The sequence below is a fragment of the Mucilaginibacter terrenus genome, assembly GCF_003432065.1.
Taxonomy (GTDB): Bacteria; Bacteroidota; Bacteroidia; order Sphingobacteriales; family Sphingobacteriaceae; genus Mucilaginibacter; species Mucilaginibacter terrenus.
In genome coordinates this window covers 488,626-514,157 of the sequence record NZ_QWDE01000001.1, presented here as the reverse complement: position 1 = coordinate 514,157, position 25,532 = coordinate 488,626, and the positions used below count along the sequence as shown (strand labels likewise).

Sequence of the window (25,532 nt, the reverse complement as noted above, 5' to 3'; positions counted from 1 at the left end):
TTGAATAACGATGTATTACTAATAATAGTACAGCGACACACTAAAGCAACTTACTGACATTCAGGTAGTCTATCCCGGTAGCTTCAGCACAAAGGGAGTCTGCTTTGCTATTCCCTATCATTATTAGGTCTCTTCTTTCCAACCCATGCTGTTTCATCAGCAAATGAAAAATATCCGGTTCCGGTTTAGCTGCTACCTCCTCCGCAAAATAGCAGATTAGGTAAGGTTCCAGCCCATGCCACTCCACCTGTTTAATCTTGTTAAGCTGCCGTTCCGGTTTACCATTGGTCACTATAAAAAGCTTCTTTCGGTCGGTCACCACTTCCTGCATTAAAGTTAACATGTTTTGATATAAAAGCAACTTCAACGGCAGCCGGGCAGTATCCAGCAAAACATCAAGATTTGGCCTATATTTTTCATCAACCTTTAATTGTTCAACCAACTCGTCGAAAACTTTTTCAGGTCCTTTAGTTGTATACGCATCAACCATAAAGTTGGTTGTCTTCGTAGCGTCAGTAAGATCGGTATATTCCAGTAATCCAGCAAAAAGGTAATACACCTGGTATAAATAGTCCTTCTCGGGATATAATACATTATCCAGCTCAAATATAAATGCCTTCTTACGTGCATCTATATCGCTATATTGCATTGCTGCCATCTAAAATCTCTATATTATATTCATTAAACAACAGTTCCGATTCCTTCAGCAGCAGCAATTCCTCGGTTGTCATAACAAAAACTTTTTCTACTGCTGCATCCAGGCATAGCGTTAGCATTTCATGCTGATAGCTTGCTGATGTTGGATTTGGAAGTTTTACGGTGTTACCAAGGAACAAGGGCAGTTCCTGGTGATCGCCCAACAACACGTGGTCGCCAGGGTACTTATTCTTTAACTTGTAAGCTGCCGCGGAAGTGGCATTGGTTATTAATATCTTCAACTACAGCTCCTCCACTATTAACCCATCTTTCATCAGTATGGTGCGGTTTGCCATTGCGGCCAGATCCTCGTTGTGGGTTACAATCACAAAGGTTTGGTTAAACTCCTGCCGCAGGCGCACAAAAAGCTCGTGTAATTCCAACGCGTTCTTTGAATCGAGGTTGCCGGATGGTTCATCCGCGAATATCAACGCGGGCCGATTGATCAGCGCCCTTGCAACTGCGACACGCTGCTGCTCGCCGCCCGACAACTGAGCTGGTTTATGCGTCATCCGCTCGCCCAAACCTAACATGTCCAGCAACTCTTTGGCCCGTTTTTCCGCTTCGGCCTTTGGCTTGCCTGCTATAAACGCAGGCATACACACATTCTCCAGGGCGTTAAATTCTACCAGTAAATGATGAAACTGGAATATGAAACCTATTTTGTGATTACGGAAATCGCTCAGGTCTTTGTTGTTAAGCTTGCTAACCTCAACATTATCAATAAATATTTGTCCAGAGTCGGGCTTGTCAAGCGTACCCAGGATATTAAGCAGCGAACTTTTACCCGCACCGGACGCACCAACAATTGTAACAATCTCCCCGCGGTCAACCTCCAAGTTTACGCCCTTTAAAATGTTAAGCTGCCCGTAGGATTTGTTTATAGATAGTGCTTTAAGCATGAGCCAAAGATAACGATTAGCGGTTTTAGATTAGGTAATGAGTTATTGTAAAGTAAAAATTGGGTTACCATGTCATTTTGCGCTGCAACAAATCTCTTACGGCTATCCGCTATTCTCTAAACAAAATTGTAGCTTTACCGCAAATCTTTCAAAAAACATGAATATCCACGAATATCAGGGCAAAGCGATCTTAAAAAGCTTTGGCGTTAGAGTACAGGAAGGCATTGTTGCCGATACGCCCGAAGAGGCAGTAGCAGCCGCTCAGAAACTGAAGGAAGACTACGCTTCGGACTGGGTTGTTATAAAAGCACAAATACATGCTGGTGGCCGCGGTAAAGGCGGTGGCGTTAAACTGGCTAAAAACCACGACCAGGTAAAAGATATTACAGGCCAGATAATAGGCATGCAGCTGGTTACCCCACAAACCGGCCCTGAGGGTAAGAAAGTAAAGAAAGTTTTAGTAGCACAGGACGTTTACTACCCTGGCGAAAGCGAAACTAAAGAGTTTTACATGAGTGTATTGCTTGACCGTGCTAAAGGCCGCAACATAATCATGTATTCTACAGAAGGTGGTATGGACATTGAAGAAGTGGCCCACTCTACACCTGATAAAATATTTAAAGAAGAAATTGACCCTAAGGTTGGGCTGCAAGGCTTCCAGGCACGTAAAATTGCTTTTAACCTTGGTGTAAGCGGCGACGCCTTTAAAGATATGGTGAAATTTATCACCGCTTTATATAAAGCTTACGAAGCAACAGATTCTTCACAATTTGAAATAAACCCGGTTCTTAAAACCTCCGATAATAAAATATTAGCTGTTGATGCCAAGGTAAACCTTGACGACAATGCTTTATACCGTCACCCGGATTACGCAGCAATGCGCGACACCGACGAAGAGGATCCTACAGAAGTTGAGGCAAGCAAGAGCAACCTTAACTATGTAAAGCTTGACGGAAACGTGGGCTGTATGGTTAACGGTGCAGGTTTGGCAATGGCCACTATGGACATTATTAAGATTGCAGGTGGCGAGCCGGCTAACTTCCTGGACGTAGGTGGTACTGCAAACGCCCAAACCGTTAAAGCTGGTTTCAACATCATCCTGTCTGATCCTAATGTAAAGGCAATCCTGATCAACATTTTTGGCGGTATAGTACGTTGCGACCGTGTTGCACAAGGTGTTATTGATGCTTACAAAGAAATCGGCGATATCCCGGTTCCTATTATTGTACGCCTGCAAGGCACTAACGCGGAAGAAGCAAAAGAGCTGATAGACAACTCGGGCTTAAAGGTGTACTCTGCTATCCTGCTTAAGGAAGCCGCACAATTGGTTACCGAAGTATTAAACAAATAATTTCTTTTTAGAAAGATAAAGCCAAGGGCTGCCCAACAAGGCAGCCCTTCTTTTTTTGCACTTTTGAGTCGATCATAGCACCTATAATTTATGCTATTACTTCCAAATAAACTTGAAAACAGCGTGCAAAAACAGTGTGGTTTTTAAAGGCTGAACAAGGTAATTTGATCCAAAAATGCGATTAGACATCTAATCAGCCACTTTATTGAAGGCGGATGCGGCCGTATAAAAAAGTGTTCAAATGCTTTATCTTCAAAAAAGCTGAACACTTGAACAGTTTTCTTAGCTGTTTATTTATAAAACATATTAGCAAGAAGTGCCTTAGTAGAACAGGAATGTCTACCAATTGTAATATGTATCAAACAATAATAGATGTTTAAACATATAATATTACCTTTGTTGTGTAAACAAATGAGAAACAATATTTAAACAAATAAAACAATGGCAACAGCAACAAAATGGGTTTTAGACCCAATGCACTCAGAAGTACAATTTAAAGTTAAACACCTGGTAATTTCTACAGTTACCGGCTTTTTCAAAACATTTGAAGGCGAGTTGGAAACAACTGATGACAATTTTGAAGATGCACAGGTTAACTTCTCTCTTGATGTGAACAGCATTGACACTACTCAAACACAGCGCGATGAGCACCTGAAATCGGCAGAGTTTTTTGACGCTGCAACTTATCCGAAGATCACTTTTAAATCTACTTCAATAAAGGCTAGCGGTGATGATGAGTACGCTATCACAGGCGACCTTACTATAAAAGATGTTACTAAACCAGTTACTCTTAAAGCAGAATTCGGTGGTTCTGCCGATGACTTTTACGGTAACACCAAAGCAGGCTTCGAAGTTAGTGGTAAAATAAACCGTAAAGAATTTGGCCTTACCTGGGATGGCGTAACAGAAGCAGGTTCAATAGTAGTTGGTGAAGACATCAAGCTTATCATCAACGTACAATTTGCAAAACAGAAATAATTTAAGTTATAAATGCGGGTGGAGGTGATATTTTGAGTGAGTTTTGATGTTGTGTCCATAGCCTCCACCAGCATTTAAAAAAGAAAGCCACCTGATTAGGTGGCTTTCTTTTTTAAACCTATCTGTGTGTATCTTTGTTAACGTTATATGCTGATAAAGATCTATCCTGAAAATCCTAACCCTAAAGCTATAGAGCAAGTTGCAGAAGTGCTGCGAAAGGGCGGGCTCATCATCTACCCTACTGACACGGTTTACGGCCTCGGCTGCGATATCACCAATCAAAAAGCGATCGAAAAAATCTGCCGCATCAAGAACATCAAACCTGAAAAGGCTAACTTCTCGTTCATCTGCTATGACCTTAGCCACATATCAGACTACATAAAACCTATTGATAACGCCACATTCAGAGTATTAAAGAAGGCGCTGCCAGGCCCATTTACATTTATATTCAACGCCAGTCATGCAGTGCCAAAGCTGCTCAGCAGCAACAAAAAGACGGTGGGAATACGCGTCCCGGACAATAACATAGCAAGGGAGATCGTACGTGTGTTAGGCAACCCTATAGTCTCCACATCTATTCATGATGATGATGACATTATCGAGTATTCCACCGATCCAGAACTTATATACGAAAAATACCAGGAACAAGTAGATATAGTAATAGACGGTGGTTATGGCGACAACACCCCTTCTACCATAATAGATTGCACATCAGGCGAGTTCGAGGTTATACGTGAAGGTAAGGGTATCCTGGAGGATTATCTATAACTCAACCTTTTATATTGTTGATGAAGGTGGGTATCTTACTCATATAATCATCTTCACCTAACAACTTAACAAACGCGCTGCCCACTATTGCACCGTTAGCGTATTCGCATGCTTTGCTAAAGGATGCGTTATCTGAAATACCAAAGCCTATAATAGCTGGATTATTTAGTTCCATTGCCTTAACACGCTTGTAGTACTCTTCTATGCTTTCGGTTAGCTTAAGGCTCCCGCCTGTTATGCTTGATGAAGATAAAAGGTAAATAAAGCTATTGCTCAAACCATCTATTTTACGGATGCGGTCCTCTGATGTTTGCGGTGTAACCAGGAAAATGTTACTTAAGTTATTCTCTCCGAAGTAGTTGCTATACAGCATTTCATACTCGTACATAGGCAGATCCGGCACGATAATACCATCTACCCCTACAGCGGCTGCCTGCTTGCAAAAGCGTTCTACACCGTATTGCACTATAGGGTTCACGTATCCCATCAGCAACACGGGAATACTTACCCGGGTGCGCAGTTCTTTAAGCTGTTCAAACAACACGCTTAGCGTCATCCCGTTCTGCAGCGCAACTTCTGAACTATGCTGAATGGTTGGCCCGTCTGCTACAGGATCTGAGTACGGAAAACCAATCTCCAGGAAGTCGGCACCGGCCTGTTCAAGGGCTGCTGCAATATCAAGGGTGGTGTTTAGTTCCGGATAGCCCGCAGTAAAATATATAGATAGTAAATTCTCTTTTTTTGTCGAAAAAAGTTGGTTCAACCTGTTCATCGGTGCAATTGTATCAACCATTGAAATTAGCTTGTATTCGCATTAATTGGACAAAAATACCGTTAAAAATCTTCACTTTCCACACTTTTTGGGAGTATTTAAAACGGCTTCATACGTCGATTTGGTTGATACGCCGCAAACCGCTACTTTAGGGCTTACATCTGCACTGATAAAACTAAATTATGGCTCCGGGAATACTGCTCACTTTTATCATTGGTTATTTTTTGGTATTGCTGGTAATCTCTTACCTCACATCAAAGAACTCTGCCAATAACGATACCTTCTTTGTTGCCAACCGCAATTCCAAGTGGTACCTGGTTGCCTTCGGGATGATAGGCACTGCGCTTAGCGGCGTCACTTTCATTTCAGTGCCGGGAAAGGTGGGTGCACCAAGCGGCGATCAGTTCGCCTACTTCCAGTTTGTGCTGGGCAATGCGGCGGGCTTTATCATCATTGCTACAGTTTTGCTGCCGTTGTACTACCGCATGAAGCTGACCTCTATTTACAGTTATATAGAGCATGCCTTAGGCACATGGAGCTATAAAACGGCCGCGGGCATATTCCTCATTAGCCGCACTATTGGTTCATCATTCCGTTTGTACCTGGTGGTAATTGTTTTACAACGTTTTATCTTCGACAGTTATGGTGTGCCTTTTGCCGTAACGGTGCTGATCTCTTTAGTGCTTATCTGGTCGTACACGTTTAAAGGCGGTTTAAAAACCATTATCATTACCGATAGCCTTCAAACTTTCTTCCTGGTGGCATCGGTGTTCTTGTCCATCTATTTCATTTGCCGCAGCCTCAACTACAATGTTTTTGAAGCCGCAGAAGCCATTAAGAACAGCAGCTATTCTAAAGTCTTTTTCTTTGAGGATTTCATGACCAGCAAGTTCCACATCAGCAAGCAATTTCTTGGCGGATTGTTCATTACTGTTGGCATGACCGGGCTGGATCAGGATCTTATGCAAAAGAACCTCAGCCTTAAAAATATAAAGGAAGCACAAAAGAACATGTTCAGCTTTACAGCGGTGTTTGTTGTGATCAACATCTTCTTTCTTAGCGTAGGCGCACTGCTGTATATGTACGCTGCCAAAAACGGCATCAAAGTAGAAAAAACCGACTACCTCTACCCTACCATAGCGCTGCAGTACCTTGGCGTAATACCTGCCATGGTGTTTATGCTGGGGTTAACGGCAGCCACCTTTGCCACTACAGACTCGGCACTTACCGCGCTTACCACCTCGTTCTGTGTAGATTTCCTCGGCTTTAACAAGCGCGACGATGTAAACAGCAAAAAAAATGTGAACACCCGCCACTATGTGCATATTGCCTTTTCGGGGCTGATGTTTATAACCATTATCATCTTTAATGCGATTAACAACGATGCTGTGGTCGGCGCGATATTCAAGGTGGCGTCATATACCTATGGCCCACTTCTCGGCTTATACTCGTTTGGATTGTTTGTAAAGAACCGGCAAGTTGCAGATAAGCTGGTGCCGTTTATCTGTCTGATTTCGCCGGCAGTTTGCTTTTTCCTGAGCACGGAATCCAAAACTTTGCTGAACGGCTACGTCTTCGATAATGAACTGATTATTGTAAATGGCCTGATCACATTCCTGGGGTTATTGGCAACATCTTCAAGAAAAAAGACTGCCGTGGCAATAGTTTAGAAGGCTCATCTACAATATACGGAATTTTCATGATGTTTCAAAGTTATGTCATCCCGCTGGGCCAAGGGGCTTGTATATTTGACATTGAAGCGCAAGCTCTATCCCCTAATAAAAAACTTAAACGTGCAACTATTGTACTATCAAAATCGTTTATTAACTTTCGAACTTTCCGAAATTTTGGAAAGGTATTTATAACATCAATTAATATTTAACTAATTATACTTTCCGGGACTTTACCGGTTTTCGGCTATCCGGATTTAACAACTACTATGACTGGCGACGATAAAATAAGACAAGCATTTGAGAACAAAAACTGGCAGGAGATTAAGGTTACCGACTCCTGGCAGATATTTAAGATAATGGCCGAGTTTGTAGACGGCTTTGAGAAACTGGCCAAGATTGGCCCTTGCGTATCCATCTTCGGTTCTGCACGAACTAAAACCGACAACAAATACTATCAACTGGCTGAAAAAACTGCCGCCCTGCTAACAGAGCGTGGCTATGGTGTAATATCTGGCGGCGGGCCAGGTATCATGGAGGCGGCCAACAAAGGTGCTTACGAAGCAGGCGGTAAATCTGTAGGTTTAAACATTGAGTTGCCATTTGAGCAGTTCCATAACAAATACATCGACAGGGATAAAGTACTTGAGTTCGACTACTTCTTTATCCGCAAGGTTATGTTTATGAAGTATTCGCAAGGCTTTATTATCCTGCCGGGTGGCTTTGGTACTATGGATGAATCTTTTGAAGCGATAACACTTATCCAAACCGGTAAGATAGCGCGCTTCCCAATTATATTCGTCGGAAAAGATTATTGGAAAGGCTTATTTGATTGGGTAGAAAGCAATATGCTGAATGAAGAACATAACATTAGCCCGGACGATTTGAACCTTTACCGTGTTGTAGATACTGCCGAAGAAGCCGTTGAACACATTTTCCGTTTCTACGATAAATATGTGCTGAAACCAAACTTCTAAATATCTTGTTTGAACTTGAATTTTAAGAATTGTTGGGTTGGCAGAATGCTGCTAATTACAGGTAATCCTTAAAATTCAAGTTCAGACTACGCAACTAAAATCCAGTATCCGAGGTGCGGATCCTGGTTAATTCGGATGCCACCATCCGGTTTTCAATTTTTTATCACATCTTTACGGTATGGACTCTACAGCCCAAACCAAAAAACCTGCAGCCCTCGGCTTTATCTTTGTCACACTGCTAATTGATATTACCGGCTTTGGTATTATCATACCTGTGTTCCCCAAGCTTATTGAAAAATTAATACACGGCGACCTTAGCTCTGCTGCGCAATGGAGCGGCTGGCTGCTGTTTTCTTATTCGGTAATGCAGTTTTTGTTTGCACCGGTACTTGGTAACCTGAGCGACAAGTACGGCCGAAGGCCGGTATTACTTGGCTCACTGCTCGGCTTTGCTATTGACTATTGCTTCCTGGCTTTTGCACCTACTATATGGTGGCTTTTCGTAGGCCGTATAATAGCCGGGATAACAGGTGCCAGTTTCACAACCGCGTCAGCTTATATTGCAGACGTTAGTCCGCCGGAGAAAAGGGCGCAAAACTTCGGCATCATTGGTGCGGCTTTTGGGCTTGGCTTTATTGTAGGGCCGGTGTTAGGCGGTATACTTGGCCAGTATAGTACCAAGCTTCCGTTTTTAGCGGCAGCAGGATTAGCACTGATCAACGCGTTGTACGGGTATTTTGTATTACCCGAATCACTCGACAAATCACTTCGCCGCCCTTTCGAGTGGCGCAGGGCAAATCCGGTAGGTTCGCTAATGCAGCTGAAAAAATATCCTGCGGTAAGCGGCCTTATCGCCTCACTTATATTGATTTACCTTGCTGCACATGCCGTACAAAGCACGTGGACATTTTTCACCATGCAGCGGTTTCATTGGACCGAATCGCTGGTGGGTTACTCACTCGGCTTTGTTGGTGTGCTTTCCGGCTTGGTGCAAGGACTGCTCATCAGGGTAACTATACCCAAGCTGGGGCAAAAAAAGAGCATCATTTACGGCCTGTTACTTTATACAATAGGGTTATTTCTGTTCGCTTTTGCCAGCCAAAGCTGGATGATGTATGCCATACTGGTGGTTTACTGCCTGGGCGGTATTGCAGGCCCAGCATTACAAGGCCTCATCAGCGGGCAAATACCGCCAAACGAACAAGGTGAACTACAAGGCGGACTGACCAGCCTAATGAGTGTAACTTCTATCGTTGGGCCTGTTATGATGACCAACTTGTTTGCCTTATTCACAGGAAAAAGCGCGCCGGTGCATTTTCCCGGTGCTCCGTTTTTTGCTGGTGCTATATTAATGCTGTTAAGCACCATATTGGCTATGCTGAGCTTTAAACGCGCGAGAGAAACCAAAAACGTGGCGCCCATTGATCCCGCTGCACACTAAAAATCGTACTTTAATGAAACTTTCACTCTCTTATCTGTTCTAAGCAATATATTATACATGGCAGATAATCAGGAGAAGCCGCAAAAGCGGCACGGTGCGCTGGGATTTATTTTTGTAACGGTACTTATTGATACCATGGGGCTTGGCATTATCATCCCCATCCTCCCTACCCTTTTAGAGCAATTAGGGCATGTTGGCGTGAGTATGGCGAGCCAGTACAGCGGCTACCTTACATTTACGTATGCCACCATGCAGTTTGTTTGCGCGCCTATATTAGGCAACTTAAGCGACAGATACGGAAGGCGGCCGGTATTGCTTATTTCCCTGCTGGGCTTTGGTATAGATTACCTTTTCATGGGGTTTGCCCCATCTATACTCTGGCTGTTTGTAGGCCGCTTTATAGCCGGTGTAGCAGGTGCAAGTACTACCACTGCTACCGCCTATATATCTGATGTGAGCAGCGGTGATAAACGAGCCGCTAATTTTGGACTTGTTGGTGCAGCCACCGGCTTGGGCTTTATATTAGGCATTGGCCTGGGTGGTTTCCTTGGTGGAGTTTTCATCAGGCTGCCATTCTTCGTAGCGGCCGGCCTGGCGTTTATTAACGCCATTTACGGCTTTTTTGTACTCCCGGAATCACTTGATAAAGAGAACCGCCGTAAGTTTGATATAAAGCGCGCCAACCCTATCGGATCATTAGCGCGGTTACGTCATTATTCAACAGCAGTAAGCACACTTATTACAGCTTATACCATTGTTTACATTGGCCAAAAAGCAGTAGAAAGCGTACTGCCTTTTTACGTTGTAGAGAAGTTTAAATGGTCTGAAACCAGCATTGGCGCGCTTGGTATTTTCCTGGGATTGCTCATTGTCGGCGTACAGGGGGGCTTGGTGCGCTGGACCATACCCAAATTTGGCCTGCGCAAAAACATCATGGCGGGTATCGCATTTTACGGCATAGGGTTGATATTGATATCATTTAACAATACCGCATGGCTCATGTATGTGTTTATGATTCCTTATTGTATAGGCGGTATTGGCGGCACAGCTTTGCAGGGCTTTATATCAGAACATGTTTCTAATAAGGAGCAAGGTGAGCTGCAAGGAGCGTTAACAAGCCTGGTAAGTGTCACTACAATTGTAGGTCCTTTAATGATGACTTCTATATTCCACCACTTTACAGCTAAAAGTTCGCCCTATTACTTTCCGGGTGCACCTTTCCTGTTGGGTGCTGTTATGATGGCGGTAAGCATATTGCTCACCATCCGAAGTTTTAAAAAGAAAGAAGCTATTCTGCTGCCTAAAGAAGTTAATCAAGCCCGCTAACACCACCGGAAATTACAAATTTCATTACATCAGCGGCACTTTGATTGATGTGTTTTACCTTGTCGGCAGATATAATAACCACTTGCCCGGCAAAAGAATACGAGTACGGGAAGTACACAGCTACCTCGCCCGGTAAACCTATTTTGGCCATATCTTTCCGCACCAGGAAGCCTATCTTCTTCAGGCCGAATTCGTTCACCTCTACCAGCACAGGTTCGTTAAATTTCTTTTCTTCGCCAACAAATGCTTCGGTAAGGTCCTTAATGGAGGAATACAAGAACTTGAACAAAGGCAAGCGGTTAAGCCAGCGGTTGAACCATGCCTTAATGGGATCGGTAATTACATTGGTAACCAGTACACCCGCTATAAGGATTATCACCAATACATTAACAATACCCAAACCGGGTATGTACATTGGCTTACCATCTTTACCCACCCAAAGGTAGTCGCTCAGGTTAAGACTTTTATCCACTGTAGAGATTGCCCAGTAGATCAAAAAGAAAGCCGCGCCCAGGGGCACAACTATAAGCAGCCCCTTAACAAAGTAATTGAGCAGTATGCGTGCGAACCTTTTCATTTCGCAAATATATACTATTCGTAAAAGTACACCCGTTTAACCCGGTGCGAAATATTGGTGAGTATCTCATACGGAATGGTGCCGATCTGACGGGCAAGCTCCTCAATACGTTGCTGCTCGTTAAACACAATCACCTCATCTCCTTCTTTTATATTAGGGACTTCGGTGATATCTATCATACACATATCCATAGAGATGTTGCCAACGGTTGGGGCAAGCACACCATTTACCAGCATAGTGCCTACGCCATTGCCAAAAGCCCGTAAATAGCCGTCGGCATACCCTATACGAACGGTTGCAATAACGCCGTCGTTCTTCAAGCTGCCATTACGATTGTAGCCCACAGTTTCATTAGCAAGCAGCTTTTTCACCTGCGAAACGGTGGTCTTTAAGGTGGCAATCGGTTTTAAACCTGCTTCATCAGGTGATACTGCTGCATCTACACCGTACAAGCCTATGCCCAACCGTACCATGTCGTACTGCGCGTTTGGCCAGCGGGTAATACCTGATGTATTGCTAATGTGCCTCATAAAATGATAGCCGAGCGCCTCCTCTATTTGCGCACAAGCCTTATCAAATATGCCAATCTGTTTTAAGGTAAAAAGGTCATGCTGTTCGGCATCGCTGGCTACCAGGTGCGAGAAAACCGACCGTACATTCACATATTTGTTAATTTCCAGCAGGTCGCATAATGTCTCTATTTCTAAATCTTCAAAGCCCAGCCGGTGCATTCCCGTATCTATTTTTATATGGATGGGGTAATTGGTAATCTCTGCTTCCTGAGCGTACTTAACAAACTCATCAAGCAATGTAAAGCTGTATATCTCCGGCTCCAGCTTGTAGGCTGTGAGCTTATCGTAAGCAAGCGGCTCAGGATTTAGCACTACAATGGGCAAGGTAATGCCACCTTCGCGCAAGTCTATTCCTTCGTCGGTGTACGCAACGGCAAGGTAATCTACCTTGTTATATTGCAGCATATTGGCCAGCTCGAACGTGCCGCTGCCGTAAGAAAAAGCTTTTACCATGGCCATCACCTTTACACCGGGGTTCAGCTTTGACCTATAAAAGTTGAGGTTGCCCAAAAGGCTGTTAAGATTTATCTCCAGTACTGTTTCGTGGGCTTTTTGCACGAGTGCTCTGCTAACCTTTTCAAACTCAAAGCTCCGTGATCCTTTTATGAGGATGGTTTCGCTTCGCAAGTGCAGTTTAGCCATATCGCGCAACAAAGCTGATGTATCTGCATAAAAATGCATTTTGGGCACGTTGAACAAGGCTTTATGCTCGTTTATAGATGGCCCCACACCTATAAAGCGTTCTACCTGCTTGTCTTTTACAAGGTGAGCTACCTGTGTATACAGCTCCTGCTGCGATAAGCCCGACTGAAAGATATCTGAAAGGATCAGCGTTTTCTTTTGATGCTGGTTTTGCTGACTAAGGAAATTAAGCGCAATTTCCAGCGATTGTATATCTGAATTGTAGGAGTCGTCTATAATAGAACAATCATTTATGCCGTTCTTCAGCTCCAATCGCATGCTTACTGCGGTAAGGCGTTCTATACGCTCGTCGGCATCGGCAGGGCTGTAATCCATGGCCAGCATGGTTGCCCAGCATACAATAGCATTCTCCACCGCTGCCTGGTTGCGGAACGGGATCAGGCATTCTATTTCACTGTCTTTATACATTGCCCTCAGGTAGTATTTACCTGATATAACTGTTTCGCTAAATACATACAGATCTGCCTGCTTAAACTTGCGGCTCCATGTAAAGCATCGCGTTTCGGTTTTCAGATCAGTTTTAACATTAACCAGTACATCGTAATTATGTACAAGCAAGCTGCAGTTTGTAAAAAGCTTCAATTTCTCTGCAAGTTTATCTTCGGCAGACTTAAAGCCTTCGTCATGCGCGGTGCCCATGTGCGTAAGCACACCTATAGAAGGCTGTATGACCGCTTCCAGCAGGTCCATTTCATTATAAGTAGAGATACCCGCTTCAAAGATACCCAGCGTATGTGTTTCGTTTATCTGCCATACAGAAAGCGGTACACCTATTTGAGAATTATAACTTTTAGGATTACGAACAATGTTGCCGTCAGGGCACATAAGCTGATACAGCCACTCTTTCACTATGGTTTTACCATTGCTGCCGGTAACGCCTATCACGGGAATATTAAACTGCGACCGGTGATGAGCGGCAAGTTTTTGTAGTGCCGCAAGCACATTATCCACCATCAGGAAGTTTGCGTCAGGCATCATAAAGGCTTGCTGCTGCTTTACCACAAAGTTTCGCACGCCGGAAGCATAAGCATCCGCTATGAACTCATGACCATTACGCCGGTCACTCAAAGCAAAAAACAACGAAGCGGCAGGGTTGGTAATTCTGCGGCTATCCGTGAGCAACACGCTTATCGAGTTGTGGTTGATGATGTCTCCCGAAGCATTGATAATGCTTTTAACCTCACTTACCGGGTAAGAATTCTGCATAGGACGAATTTGCTTATATTTATGTGAATAGAAGAATTTTTAGCTTATTTTGGTTTGATGGACGAACCTAAAAAGCAAAAAATAACAGACGAAAAAGTTGCTTTAGCTAAAGCTGAACACTATTGTGCCTACCAGGAGCGTTCGCAACAGGAAGTGCGAGACAAGCTTTATGAATGGGGCTTGTGGACCGCCGCTGTAGAAAACATCATCACCAAGCTTATTGAAGGCAACTACCTCAACGAAGAGCGGTTTGCCAAAGCTTATGCCTTGGGTAAGTTTAATCAAAAGGCGTGGGGTAAAATCAAGATAAAACAAGGGCTGCAATTGAAGAGAGTATCTCCTCCGCTTATAAAAAAAGCGTTGTCCACTATAGATGCAAGCGACTATATGGTTACATTAACTAATATACTGGAGAAAAAGGCACCCGCTATAAAAGAGATAACCCCTTACAAACGCCGGTATAAACTGCAACAGTATGCCATAAGCCGGGGTTTTGAGAGCGAGCTAATTTTAGAAGTTTTGAAAGACAGCGACTTATAAAATAATTTAAAAAAGTTTTAAATTTTCCTTGCAGAGTATCGTTTTCTGCCTATATTTGCACTCCCGCAAACGCAGTAAGGCATACGTCAAAAAGCTAAGCAGGAAATACCAATGCGAAAGTAGCTCAGTTGGTAGAGCACGACCTTGCCAAGGTCGGGGTCGCGAGTTCGAATCTCGTCTTTCGCTCCAATCCCTTCCCGCCCGAAGGGATTTATTGTTAGAGGGTGAATATACCTTATAACATATGCTCAGATGGTGGAACTGGTAGACACGCAGGACTTAAAATCCTGTTCCCGTAAACGGAGTGCGGGTTCGATTCCCGCTCTGAGTACTTGAAGCTGATCTAAATCGCTTTATAAAGCCTTTAAATCTATGATTTAAGGGCTTTTTTATTTAGAAGCCCTTCATCTATAGAATTAGCGACCGTTACTTAATTTAGTATCTCATATATATATATATATATATATAGCTATTTTATAGCAATACAGTTCTTAACAGCGGCAAGGTCAGTGGTCAAATCTTCTACATAAGTATTCCTGAAATTTAAGGCCTGATAAATAAAGGTGTATTAAAACCCTGAATCGCTTTAATCCGTATCAAGGATATATAGAATTATGCCTTTAAGAGAACTGGAACGGCTTGCGGCGGTAAATCGCTTTCTAAACTTAAATTTCAGCAAAGAAAATGAAGTTCAGGAACTAGTAAATCTTGCAGCAGAGGTTTGTAATACACCTATTGCCTTAGTCACGCTGCTTTCCGAAGACACTCAACATATTCGTTTTAAGGTCGGTCTCGACAAAAAAACGACCGCGAGGGAAGATGCTTTTTGTAATCACGTGATAACGCAGGATGATTTCATGATGGTTGGAGATGCCAGCCTGGATAACAGGTTTGTTGACAATCCATTGGTAACAGGCGATCCAAATATCCGGTTTTATGCAGGAGCACCTTTAACTACTCAGGATGGTTATACGCTGGGGAGCCTATGTGTAATAGACAAAGTGCCAAACCAATTAAGCGACCTGCAACAAAAAACTTTGAAAGCGCTATCCAAACAGGTGATTCACCTGCTTGAATTTGACGTAAGTATAAAGTTACTTAAAGAACAGTTTATAGAAGCTAAGCGCTCCGAAATAGAGCTGCGCTCCTTCTTCGAAAGTTCAATTGACTGTCATTGGTTGCTTGGAAAAGAATTTGAGTTGCTGGCTTTCAACAAATCTTTGGAGCGTCACATGTTCTCACAATATAATAAAGTGTTGGAGCGTGGCAGATCAATGGCAGATTACCTTACACCGGAGATACTTAAAGAATTTTATCTTAATTATCAGCGCGCGTTAAAAGGCACTGCGGCATTTGAACAACGACGAATCGATTATTCCAGCCGTACAGTTTGGTGGCTTATTAAATATGAACCCGCCTTTGATCCTGACGGTTTCATTATAGGTGTTTCTATCAATGCAACTGACGTGACAACAAGAGTCGAACATGAACATACGGTTAACCTACAGAACCAATCGCTTCGGGAAATTGCATTTATTCAATCACATGAACTCAGACGTCCTGTAGCTTCTATCCTTGGCTTAATGAACCTTTTAAAAAACGATGAACGCCTGAAAGACATTGAAGAAATAACGCTAATGGAAAAAGCAGCGCTTGAGTTGGACGAGAAGATACACCTGGTTGTGGGTTATACGGCCTAATTCATTCAGCTATCGTTTTGAGTACTTAGCGTGTTCAAGTTACAAGGGTGGCTTATATCAATAATTAGGAAATATATTAATTGCACACTGCTGCTGCAAAATCTTTGGTAGTATATGCTTTTAAAATCCGGCGGGAGGTGCCCAGCATTTCTGCGGCTTTGCTACCAGAAGGTATAATTTTCGCGTCCTCCATAACGCGAATCGGCCGGCCGTCTTTTATGTAATAGCGATATTGCGTTTTAGTTACCTTACCAATTGCAGGGCCTCCAATGATGGTTTCCAAACCAAAAAACATTTTACCTTTCTCATAATAATACTCGTTAACCTAGCTACCATCTCCTATCGAGCCCGATTCAATTATTTTAACTATTTCCTTCCCATTAAAATAGAAGTCCACTACCCCATCTTCCACACACCCGGGAGATTCGTAGGTAAAGTGCCGGGCGGATAGCTTAAGCTCAGATATGGCCTTATAATGTTGTCTGATAGCGCTTATGTCGGCCGAACTTGCAGCTGATTGCGCAAAAGTTTTACCGTAAATGAATAAGATAAAAATGATTAGAGCACTGGTTTTGATCATATTTTTTCCAGCTTATCAAGCACCTTTAACGTTAGGTTCGAGTGTTACATATACTTCAGGGCATCAAACATAACGATTAGTTAATTTCTTTCGTTTAACTTGCGGCACTTAAAATTGCCTCTATGAAAAAACACCTTATTATTACTTACTTTTCGCTGGCGTTATGCCTGTTCTTTAACTTAAGCGCCGACGCGCAGTTTGGCGGACTTGGCAAGAAACTGTTAGATAAAGGTACTGATGCATTATCCGGCGGCGGATTAAACAAGATATTAAAACAGCCACAGGCTATTACTACAAGCTTTCAGGACGTTGATAAAAAAGGTTCTAAACCGCCGTCGTTTACCGAGGGGCAGCAGCCACAGCCGCTTTACCTTTTACCTAAAGCACCAACCGGCGGCTACAAACTTTGCGAAGGCTTTTACGAAATGACCAATAAAAGCTATTGCCTGCACGCGGGTACTCGCGGACCAAGCAGCGGCGACGGTTATATGCTGGCACCTGTGCTGGGACCAAAAAAGGATGTAGTAATACTAATCCTGAAGAACGGCGAAAAGCACCCCGAAGTAAGTCAGCACAGCATACAAGTACTGCTTTGGGCTATTATTGCCCGCACCCGTTTTGTAGATATGGGTAACGACATTAAACTTACCGCAAGTACACTGTTAACACCACAGCAATTACTTATGCTGGAAGGTGGCGCTCTTGGCGTGTTACCGGCAAACCTCATGGCGAAAGCTAAGGACCAATTGCCGCCGGCTGTACAAAGCGTTTTTGAAGCAGAGAACAATATCCGCAGGCTTGCGGCTTCGGGTTCCTCGTCTTATGAAGAAATGGAGAGATACGCTATACTGGCGGGACTTGCTCCGCAACCCGACCCTGAAGTACCATCAGGTATCTGGTCCTTACATCCCGATGGTTATTATATACGTTTTATTCCAAGTGGTTACTCTATCACTAAAACACAGATCTATGCGCCTAAAGAGTTGATCGCAGTTAAACCAGACCTTATTTACGATGCTCCGAATGGAATTGCGTGTCCGGCAAATGTGGGGTCGCAACGCCTTGCACAAACAAATGAGCCTTTACACCCGGACTATACTCTTAAGCTGAAAACCGTATGCTTTTCTAAATAGCACTTAAGTAGATATCTTAATAAAAAGCGGCTACGAACATTAGTTCATAGTCGCTTTTGTATTATAAAGTGTCCCGCTTGGAAAGCGGGACACCCGGGACACCTAAAAAATTCATATAATTGATTCACAATAAGTTACCAACTCATAGCGGGACACCCCGGGACAGTACAAATACTTTATATAACAAACACAATTATATGATATACAGCTTCATACATCCATTTCACGTATTTTACAATAGCATGGTGGGACACTTGTAAACAGTTAGCTTGGGACAGCAAATTTATTTGCAACAGCCTGCGTATTACGCGGTAATTAGCAACATTTGGTTTACTGATTAAAGGCTCAACCTGGAAGGTAAAATCCCCATACCAAGTTAGAAAACTCACCGGCTGCAAAGGTGATGGTCGTTTCTCCGGCAGTAATGGTATATATATTCATGGTACGGTCCTGTTGGTAAATCGGATCTTTAACAGTAGTCCATAACCGGGTGTTATTCCATTCGTGATCCCAAATGTTCAAGCCACTAATACGTAGTTCTTCTCCGTCAATAACCGATCGATAATATACCCAATTCTCCATCTAATAATATGTAGTTACATCCAGCAAGATGTGCACCGGCTTAACTACCGCCAGTGTTATCCTATTTGCGGAGACTAAAAAAACCCTAAAACAGGAAAACGGAAGCCTGTTCTTGCGAATGGACTTCCGTTTCCTAACTCTTGTGTTGGCCTTAGCCGCTTCAAAAGCATCAAGTTTTGTGTAAGTTAACCGACCCGATCTCATCATTGTTACCTGCAACACTGGCTAACCCTACTCTCTTGAAAATACTGATGACTCAAATGCTGACACATTGTGCGGACTAAATCTGTCTCCTTGCGAAGTTGACTGCATCTGTATCACAAGCTACTTTAACTGCACCAATCTCCTTGCGGACGCCGGTGAGCTACTGTCTCTGTGCGAATACCGATCATGCCATCTTCCGAGGGGAAGTCGACTCTGTCGTTACTTGTGCAACGCTGATGTACCGTATGTTTCTAAGAAACGCCGAGTTATCATTGATTGCAAACGCTGATTGCTTCAAGGTCATTATTTCCGATGCCGTTCTCCGTAAAGTTTTGCAACATCTATAATACCTTTTTAACCATTTTAAGGGATAATTTACTTTCGTATCCCATTCCCTTTAATTGGCTCAGGCACTTCCCTGATCTTTAGTTCCCCCGGAGGTTCACCCGATTCAGTTTCTGTAATCCTGTAAGGCTGTCAAAGTACGTCGTTCTTGATATTTGCAATATCGGGACTTTACCCTATACGTGTCAAGTCTTTTTTGAAAAAAAATTAATTTTGTTGTTAACAGGTTTTCCACACCTTACATCCACATCTTAACATTTAGTTAATACTGAGGATCAACACACTAGCTGCGTAATCCACAAATAAGCTGCAACAAACTTATTCACAGAATATAATAGAAGTCAAGAAAAAAGAAAAAATATATTTTAAAGAAAACGCGTAAAAACCCACAATTCAGATTTTTTCTGTCAAATGTTTCCAATACCTTTTGGGAATATGACGCAGGTGAAGCTTAGTATTTTTGCGTGATTTGATGTTTACATTAGTAAAATACGTTTTCCAAAGGTCCTGATATAAGGTCTCATCTTCTGTGAACGCTGCTGAAACATTGGCCGGATAATTTGCCTCCGAAAAATCCATGGTTATAAATTCGGTATCGTGCAGATCATAATAGATTCCATAACGGCGCTTAAGGTCGTAAATCATCCATTTCTGATCGGCGTAGCGGCTTTTAAAATGCCTGATGAGCAGCGGCAGCACATTAAAATCCGGCTCGATGGCACTGTAGAACGTCCCGTCCTGCAACTTCTGAAAACGAACAAAAGCTTCCATCCTGTGCTTTTCGCGCCTTATCATTCGTACCAGTCCTGACACGCGCATCACATACCGATTTCCGTAATCTTCCTCAATATTATCCTTTGTATCGAAGGCATATCGTATAAACCCTAATAATGTAGTGTCCTCTCCCTCCATATCGGCCAAATGCGCTGCGTAAAGCCGCTGCACACCAATAGACGACAGGCGTTGTTTAAGCCCTTTTAATACCCTTTGCGCCCTTGCCTGGTCTGTAATTACCTCTTTAACCTCCTCAAACAAAGCGCCGGCTTCAAGGGGCCCTTTTTGCAGCTTCACCTTATCTAACTTATGTTCGTAAACTTCAAACACTGCGGTGAGCAAACCTTCAAACGTTCCGTCGTAAACTAAATTGGTTAAAGGCATGGTTAAAATAAGCTAAGCTGCGACTGGTTATTTTTAAGATACTTGCTTTGCGATGAGGCCAAAATAAACTGCCTGATGTTGTTTCCGGTGAGGTCGCGCCGCTCAAATTGGCTGCTGTTACAGGTAATAAAGTATTTGGCTCTGTTTACGCTCACCCCTATCTTGCTCAGCTGCTCCCAATTTAACTTACCAAACTTACGCGCGCTTACAATTTTTTGAGCAGACAACAGCCCTATACCAGGTACCCGGAGTATTAACTGAAGGTCGGCCTTGTTTACGTCTATTGGGAAAGCCTGCATGTTGCGGATGGCCCAGCTCAGTTTAGGGTCTATCTCCAGATCAAGGTGGGGCGAAGTATTATCAACAATTTCATCTACCCGGAAGCCGTAAAAGCGCATTAGCCAGTCCGCCTGGTATAAACGATTTTCCCGCACCATCGGCACCGACGTATTTAGCGCAGGCAAGCGATTATCTGCCAAAACCGGTACATAGCCGGAGTAATAAACCCTTTTGAGGTTAAAATTCCTGTAAAAGTAATTGGCAGATCTTAGCACCTCGCTGTCATTCTCGGGAGTTGCACCAATAATCATCTGCGTACTTTGGCCTGCGGGCGCAAACATGGGTGCTTTTTTAAATAGCTTTTTTTCATCCTTGTTCTGTATAATAGCATGTTTAAGATAAGCCATAGGCTTTATCATGTCCTTTTGGTCCTTATCCGGTGCAAGTAGTTTTAGCCCGGCTACAGTAGGCATCTCCAGGTTTACGCTTAATCTGTCGGCGTATAAACCGGCCTCCTGCATTAACTCATCGCTGGCGCCGGGAATTGATTTAAGGTGTATATAGCCATTGAAGTTATGTTCGGTACGGAGTTTCTTTGCCACACGAACCAGGCGTTCCATAGTAAAATCAGCATTTTTGAATATTCCCGAACTCAGGAACAAACCTTCTATATAGTTTCTCCGGTAAAAATTTATGGTGAGGTCTACCACTTCCTGCACGGTAAAAGCGGCGCGTTCTATATCATTACTCTTGCGCGATACGCAATAAGCACAATCGAAAATACAATGGTTGGTCAGCAATATTTTCAGCAGCGACACACAACGGCCATCCTCGGTATAAGAGTGACATATGCCGTTACTGGCATTGCCCAAGCCTTTATCTTTATTTTGCCGCTTACTCCCGCTGCTGGCACACGATACATCGTATTTAGCAGCATCAGCTAAAATGCCCAGCTTCCGGGTAATTCTATCCATATTCATATCAAATCAAAATTACTAATATTTTTAGTAATTAATTTCTGTTTACTCGTATTTACTTAATCACTTATAAGAATACTAAGAAGAGTATACATGAAGTTTTCTTGATAGACGCCTGTTGTATTACGCCCTTTGATTATATTAGGACTATATTTTACCCTTATGAACAACCCCGAACTTTGCCAGCATTTGCAGGCTATTAACAAAGTAAAAATTGGCGATGAACCCGTTTGCGAAGAGTGCATAAAACACGGCACCACGTGGTTTCACCTGCGTACCTGCCAAACCTGCGGACAAACGTTGTGCTGCGACCAATCGCCACAACAACACATGACCAAGCACTACCACGCCGACGGGCATCCTGTAATTGCATCAGCACAGCCCGGCGAGCGCTGGCTTTGGTGCTATCCTGATGAGGAGTTTACAGAGTACTAGAGTGCTACGTACTTATTTGTTGCCTGATATTTAACAAAAAAGCCGCCTTCGAATTACTTGAAGGCGGCTTGCGTTTTCATAGGGTTAAGTTTTACTGCTTAGGCTTGCCATCGGCATCAAGCTCAACAATTGGGTAACCCAGTTTTTGCAATCCGGGTAATATTCTTGCTTTATCGCCAACTACCAAAATCACCATGTTATCGGTGTTCAGGTATTTAGCTGCCAATCGGTTTATTTCGGCCGGCGTAATGGTCGATAATATTTTGCTCTGCTCGTCTACGTAGGTAGGCTTAAGATCATAATCCTGTATACGTTGCAGGAATGCTGCCTTTTGTCCGTTAGTTTCATAACGGCGCGCGTCAGACTGGCCAATTGAAGTTTGAGTGAACTTTAACTCGTCGGCAGTAATGCCGCTTGCCTGGTAGTTGCGGATCTCTTTTATAAACTCCACTACGGAGCTGTCTGTAGCGGTAGCAAGTACACCTGCAGAAGCGGTGAAATCGCCGCCATATTTACCTGAGCTAAAGCCGGAACGTGCACCATAGGTCCAGCCGCGTTTTTCCCTTAAATTAAGGTTGATATGGCTGTTGAACGCTCCGCCAAGAATGTAGTTGGCAATACCTAATTTATAGTAATCACCAGTAGCATCGTAATTCAACTTATCAAGGTAACCAATGCGGATCTCTGATTGTGCAGCACCCGGGATATCAACAATGTAAAGGGTTGTTTTATCAAAAGTTTTGCCTTCAGCAGGTGTTGGTAAAGTTACTTTCTTGTCAGCCCAGTTATTCAGGAAAGCAAGGTTGCCGCGGGCGGTACCCTGATTTACATCACCTACCACCACAATCTTAGTTTGAGATGGAGTGAAGTACTTGTCGTAATAATCCTGTACATCCTGCAATGTTATACCGGCAACGGTTTCTTCGTTTCCGCCTGTTGCATAAGTACGCACGTTATCAGTACCGTATAGTATTTTGCTGTAAACAGTAGAGGCTACACCAGCAGGCTGCGTTTTAGCTTGCTTAAAGCCTTCCAGCGTTTGTTTCTTGATGCGGTCTAGTGCGTCCTGGGTAAACTTAGGGTTCAGCAGGCGCTCCTGTAAAAGCGTCATTGTTTTAGCCAGGTTTTTGGTAAGTGATGATACGACGATGGCTATTTCTTCATTACCGGCAAACACACTGATGTTGCTGCCCAACTTGTCAAGTTCTGATGTAAACTGTTCCGCAGTGTAGTTTTTGGTATCCTCGTTCATCATACGGGCCACAATACCTGCAACGCCAGCCTTAGAAGGATTTTGAACTGCATACAATCCGCCACCTTTAATAGAGATGTTCATAGATACAGATGGTATTTCGCTATTTTGCGTACCTATGATATCTATACCGTTTGGCGTTTTGGCTGTCCATATAGCCGGTACCTTTATAGCCGGGTTTGGCCCTACGCCAGGCTTTGCAGCACGATCGAAATTATCAGTAGCCTTTTTGTAAGTTAAGCCATTGTAGCCATAATCAGGTGCCTTGTACCCAGCGGTGTTTACGGTGTAGTTATCCGGAGCAACTGCCTGTACAGTACCGCCTTTTGGCAGAACGCTGAGGATAACGGCAGGCTTTCCTTTAATATACTTGTTGTATACCCGCATTACATCTTCTTTGGTCACCGCACGGATATCCGCTAATTCGCGACCTATCTGGTTAGGCTCACCGGTAAGATATTGGGCTTGTGCCAGCTCAGATACTTTTCCGCTTACACTTGCCAAACCATTGATGTAGTTGGCCTCTGCACTTGCTTTGAAACGGACAAGCGCTTCATCAGAAACACCTGTTTTCTCAAACTCAGCAAAAGACTCTTCGATCAGCTTCTTGCTGTCAGCCAAGGTTTGTCCCGGGAATGGTACTACACGCAGCGTGATCTCGCCTGCAAGCTCTGTGTTAGACGAGCTCATTGAGGCTTGTGCCGCTTTGCGGGTCTTAACAAAGTTCTTATAGAATATGGAATTACGGCCCTGCCCTATTATCTCAGATAATGCATCAAGAGGCGACATGTCCTTGTCGTAAATCTTTACACCGGGATAAGTAATGGACAGTAACGGCAGCTTGGCATAGTTGTCGGTGTAAGACACATAACGGTCTGCTGTAAGTACCGGTGCAGGGAAAGAAGCGCTCTTCACTACAGGACCACGCGGGATGCTGCCGAAATACTTAGTTACCCATGCAAGTGTTTGCTTTGGGTTAAGATCGCCGCCAATTGTAATAGTAGCATTGTTAGGCCCGTACCAGCGCAGGAAGAAATTTTTCAGGTCGTTTACACCAACTTTATTCAGTTCTTCGATGTACCCGATGGTTAACCATGAATATGGGTGACCATAAGGATAAAGATTTTTAGAGGTGTATTCGCTGGCTAAACCGTACGGGCGGTTATCATAGTTCTGGCCACGCTCGTTCTTTACTGTTGCGCGCTGTACCTCAAATTTTTGCTGAGTAACAGCATCAAGCAGGAAACCCATGCGGTCAGATTCCAGCCACAGCATTTTCTCCAACTGGTTAGCCGGAACAGTTTCGTAATAGTTTGTACGGTCGCGGTTGGTTGAACCATTAAGCGTACCGCCCGCTTCTGTGATGATCTTGAAGTGATCGCCGTTAGCAACGTGATCGCTACCCTGGAACATCATGTGTTCAAAAAAGTGCGCGAAACCCGACTTACCAATTTCTTCGCGTGCGGAACCTACGTGGTAAGTTACGTCTACATGCACCAGCGGATCGGAATGATCTTCGGCAAGTATAACTGTTAGCCCATTAGGTAAAACATATTTTTCAAAAGGGATCACCAGTTCGGTTCCCTTTTTTACCACCTTCTCTACCAGCTTTGGCTGGCCGGCGGTTTGCGCGGTTGCAGATAGCGCCATAATTGCTACTGTAGGGGTAAGCAGCGCTATTTTCAAAGATTTAATCATATAAGTCAGTTAATTGAGTGCTTTTTGTGCAACTAAATACTTAGTGCATTACAGATGCTAATATTGAGAAAAATTGCCTGAGCACAAATTTATTTAACTGTGAATACTTATGTGTAACAGCTTTGTGACGACTATATCTAAAACATAGGTTAGCAAGTAAATACTAACGCTCTAGTACCTCCAGCCATTGTGCGATCAATTGTTGCAGTTGCTGTTTCTTAGCGCTCACTTCCGCAAGATTATGAAACATTGCAATACGCCGTCCATCAGTGTAATTCCCGGTTAATAGTTGTCCGGGGTCATTTAATTTTGCACCAGAAAGGAAAACCAATCGTACGCATTCCTTTTGCAACATATTAGAAACAATGATGTACCTTTTGTATTCTTTCGGATCAAACGGAGACATTTCACCTGTAAACAGAAAACTTGGTGAATTCCATTTGATGTGTTCGCCAATTTCGTTACTACTCTCCAAGATAACTTGGCGCAGCGCTTGCAGAACATCTTTCAAAGGATGATCAAGCTTTTGCATATAAATATCTACTTCCGCAGTATCTGCGAATTTTTCTTTTATTTTTTTTGCTGTCATGAATAAGGTCGGTTTAAAGCAATTACAGGAGATTTCAATTGATCATCTGTGTTCAGTTGTGATACAATTATGATGTAAATTTTGCGATAAACTCGTAATTTCGTGTATATTTTTAAAACGCG

At 43.3% G+C, this 25,532-nt stretch carries 24 protein-coding genes and 2 tRNA genes; 13 read left to right on the top strand and 13 right to left on the bottom strand.

Annotation, left to right across the window (positions count from 1 at the left end; translation table 11 throughout):
- Positions 1 to 40: 40 nt before the first annotated feature.
- From DYU05_RS02125 to DYU05_RS02115, 3 genes are read right to left on the bottom strand one after another with little or no spacing between them, the layout of a single operon-like run.
- Positions 41 to 658 (bottom strand): HAD family hydrolase, encoded by a 618-nt coding sequence (locus DYU05_RS02125; RefSeq protein WP_235853937.1) that lies wholly within the window; start codon positions 656 to 658, stop codon positions 41 to 43.
- Positions 639 to 938 carry a hypothetical protein gene (locus DYU05_RS02120; protein ID WP_117381328.1) on the bottom strand — a complete coding sequence of 100 codons (300 nt, stop codon included), beginning with the start codon at positions 936 to 938 and terminating at the stop codon, positions 639 to 641. Before DYU05_RS02120 ends, DYU05_RS02125 begins: the two co-directional genes overlap by 20 nt.
- Positions 939 to 1,598 carry an ABC transporter ATP-binding protein gene (locus tag DYU05_RS02115; protein ID WP_117381327.1) on the bottom strand — a complete coding sequence of 220 codons (660 nt, stop codon included), beginning with the start codon at positions 1,596 to 1,598 and terminating at the stop codon, positions 939 to 941.
- Between the two features lie 157 nt (positions 1,599 to 1,755).
- Here DYU05_RS02115 and sucC point away from each other — a divergent pair, with 157 nt between their 5' ends.
- The 3 genes from sucC to DYU05_RS02100 all read left to right on the top strand — a co-directional run bounded on the left by sucC (position 1,756) and on the right by DYU05_RS02100 (position 4,695).
- Positions 1,756 to 2,949, top strand: coding sequence for an ADP-forming succinate--CoA ligase subunit beta (gene sucC, locus DYU05_RS02110; protein ID WP_117381326.1), 1,194 nt, complete (start codon positions 1,756 to 1,758; stop codon positions 2,947 to 2,949).
- 441 nt (positions 2,950 to 3,390) lie between these two features.
- Positions 3,391 to 3,927, top strand: coding sequence for a YceI family protein (locus DYU05_RS02105; RefSeq protein WP_117381325.1), 537 nt, complete (start codon positions 3,391 to 3,393; stop codon positions 3,925 to 3,927).
- Between the two features lie 147 nt (positions 3,928 to 4,074).
- Positions 4,075 to 4,695: an L-threonylcarbamoyladenylate synthase gene (locus tag DYU05_RS02100; RefSeq protein WP_117381324.1), complete on the top strand. Its 621-nt coding sequence runs from the start codon at positions 4,075 to 4,077 to the stop codon at positions 4,693 to 4,695.
- 1 nt (position 4,696) lies between these two features.
- Here DYU05_RS02100 and trpA read toward each other — a convergent pair whose 3' ends face one another.
- Positions 4,697 to 5,467 (bottom strand): tryptophan synthase subunit alpha, encoded by a 771-nt coding sequence (trpA, locus tag DYU05_RS02095; RefSeq protein WP_117382920.1) that lies wholly within the window; start codon positions 5,465 to 5,467, stop codon positions 4,697 to 4,699.
- Positions 5,468 to 5,649: 182 nt separating this feature from the next.
- Here trpA and DYU05_RS02090 point away from each other — a divergent pair, with 182 nt between their 5' ends.
- The 4 genes from DYU05_RS02090 (at position 5,650) to DYU05_RS02075 (ending at position 10,881) form a co-directional block, all read left to right on the top strand.
- Positions 5,650 to 7,137: a sodium:solute symporter gene (locus tag DYU05_RS02090; protein ID WP_117381323.1), complete on the top strand. Its 1,488-nt coding sequence runs from the start codon at positions 5,650 to 5,652 to the stop codon at positions 7,135 to 7,137.
- A gap of 269 nt (positions 7,138 to 7,406) precedes the next feature.
- Positions 7,407 to 8,114 carry an LOG family protein gene (locus tag DYU05_RS02085; protein WP_117381322.1) on the top strand — a complete coding sequence of 236 codons (708 nt, stop codon included), beginning with the start codon at positions 7,407 to 7,409 and terminating at the stop codon, positions 8,112 to 8,114.
- Between the two features lie 178 nt (positions 8,115 to 8,292).
- Positions 8,293 to 9,555 carry a TCR/Tet family MFS transporter gene (locus DYU05_RS02080; RefSeq protein ID WP_117381321.1) on the top strand — a complete coding sequence of 421 codons (1,263 nt, stop codon included), beginning with the start codon at positions 8,293 to 8,295 and terminating at the stop codon, positions 9,553 to 9,555.
- Between the two features lie 57 nt (positions 9,556 to 9,612).
- Positions 9,613 to 10,881 carry a TCR/Tet family MFS transporter gene (locus tag DYU05_RS02075; protein WP_117381320.1) on the top strand — a complete coding sequence of 423 codons (1,269 nt, stop codon included), beginning with the start codon at positions 9,613 to 9,615 and terminating at the stop codon, positions 10,879 to 10,881.
- Here DYU05_RS02075 and DYU05_RS02070 read toward each other — a convergent pair.
- Together DYU05_RS02070 and DYU05_RS02065 are read right to left on the bottom strand one after the other, a co-directional pair.
- On the bottom strand, positions 10,865 to 11,458 hold the full coding sequence (locus tag DYU05_RS02070; protein ID WP_117381319.1) for a DUF502 domain-containing protein: 594 nt from the start codon (positions 11,456 to 11,458) through the stop codon (positions 10,865 to 10,867). The genes DYU05_RS02075 and DYU05_RS02070 overlap by 17 nt on opposite strands.
- A 14-nt stretch (positions 11,459 to 11,472) precedes the next feature.
- Positions 11,473 to 13,938 (bottom strand): bifunctional UDP-N-acetylmuramoyl-tripeptide:D-alanyl-D-alanine ligase/alanine racemase, encoded by a 2,466-nt coding sequence (locus DYU05_RS02065; protein WP_117381318.1) that lies wholly within the window; start codon positions 13,936 to 13,938, stop codon positions 11,473 to 11,475.
- Positions 13,939 to 13,995: 57 nt separating this feature from the next.
- Here DYU05_RS02065 and DYU05_RS02060 point away from each other — a divergent pair, with 57 nt between their 5' ends.
- From DYU05_RS02060 to DYU05_RS02045, 4 genes are all read left to right on the top strand, one after another.
- Entirely contained in the window at positions 13,996 to 14,478 is a 483-nt protein-coding gene (locus DYU05_RS02060) for a regulatory protein RecX (protein WP_117381317.1), read from the top strand.
- A gap of 113 nt (positions 14,479 to 14,591) precedes the next feature.
- A tRNA-Gly gene (locus tag DYU05_RS02055) sits at positions 14,592 to 14,667 on the top strand.
- Between the two features lie 57 nt (positions 14,668 to 14,724).
- Positions 14,725 to 14,809 (top strand) — tRNA-Leu (locus DYU05_RS02050).
- Between the two features lie 283 nt (positions 14,810 to 15,092).
- Positions 15,093 to 16,178, top strand: coding sequence for a GAF domain-containing protein (locus DYU05_RS02045; RefSeq protein ID WP_117381316.1), 1,086 nt, complete (start codon positions 15,093 to 15,095; stop codon positions 16,176 to 16,178).
- Between the two features lie 76 nt (positions 16,179 to 16,254).
- On the opposite strand, the gene DYU05_RS02040 is transcribed toward DYU05_RS02045, so the two are convergent.
- Positions 16,255 to 16,461 (bottom strand): hypothetical protein, encoded by a 207-nt coding sequence (locus DYU05_RS02040; protein ID WP_133300147.1) that lies wholly within the window; start codon positions 16,459 to 16,461, stop codon positions 16,255 to 16,257.
- Positions 16,462 to 16,503: 42 nt separating this feature from the next.
- Positions 16,504 to 16,758: a hypothetical protein gene (locus DYU05_RS02035; protein WP_117381314.1), complete on the bottom strand. Its 255-nt coding sequence runs from the start codon at positions 16,756 to 16,758 to the stop codon at positions 16,504 to 16,506.
- A gap of 122 nt (positions 16,759 to 16,880) precedes the next feature.
- Here DYU05_RS02035 and DYU05_RS02030 point away from each other — a divergent pair, with 122 nt between their 5' ends.
- Positions 16,881 to 17,891: a hypothetical protein gene (locus DYU05_RS02030; protein ID WP_117381313.1), complete on the top strand. Its 1,011-nt coding sequence runs from the start codon at positions 16,881 to 16,883 to the stop codon at positions 17,889 to 17,891.
- 345 nt (positions 17,892 to 18,236) lie between these two features.
- On the opposite strand, the gene DYU05_RS02025 is transcribed toward DYU05_RS02030, so the two are convergent.
- The 3 genes from DYU05_RS02025 to DYU05_RS02015 form a co-directional block, all read right to left on the bottom strand.
- A complete protein-coding gene (locus DYU05_RS02025) occupies positions 18,237 to 18,473 on the bottom strand; it encodes a hypothetical protein (RefSeq protein ID WP_117381312.1) in 237 nt (78 codons plus the stop codon).
- A gap of 942 nt (positions 18,474 to 19,415) precedes the next feature.
- Positions 19,416 to 20,180: a TIGR03915 family putative DNA repair protein gene (locus DYU05_RS02020; RefSeq protein ID WP_117381311.1), complete on the bottom strand. Its 765-nt coding sequence runs from the start codon at positions 20,178 to 20,180 to the stop codon at positions 19,416 to 19,418.
- Between the two features lie 2 nt (positions 20,181 to 20,182).
- Entirely contained in the window at positions 20,183 to 21,439 is a 1,257-nt protein-coding gene (locus DYU05_RS02015; protein ID WP_117381310.1) for a putative DNA modification/repair radical SAM protein, read from the bottom strand.
- 159 nt (positions 21,440 to 21,598) lie between these two features.
- Here DYU05_RS02015 and DYU05_RS02010 point away from each other — a divergent pair, with 159 nt between their 5' ends.
- Entirely contained in the window at positions 21,599 to 21,871 is a 273-nt protein-coding gene (locus tag DYU05_RS02010) for a UBP-type zinc finger domain-containing protein (RefSeq protein WP_117381309.1), read from the top strand.
- 91 nt (positions 21,872 to 21,962) lie between these two features.
- Here the strand turns inward: DYU05_RS02010 and DYU05_RS02005 are convergent, their stop codons facing one another.
- Positions 21,963 to 24,821 (bottom strand): M16 family metallopeptidase, encoded by a 2,859-nt coding sequence (locus DYU05_RS02005; protein ID WP_235853936.1) that lies wholly within the window; start codon positions 24,819 to 24,821, stop codon positions 21,963 to 21,965.
- Positions 24,822 to 24,984: 163 nt separating this feature from the next.
- A complete protein-coding gene (locus DYU05_RS02000) occupies positions 24,985 to 25,410 on the bottom strand; it encodes a DUF1801 domain-containing protein (protein ID WP_117381308.1) in 426 nt (141 codons plus the stop codon).
- Positions 25,411 to 25,532 lie beyond the last annotated feature (122 nt).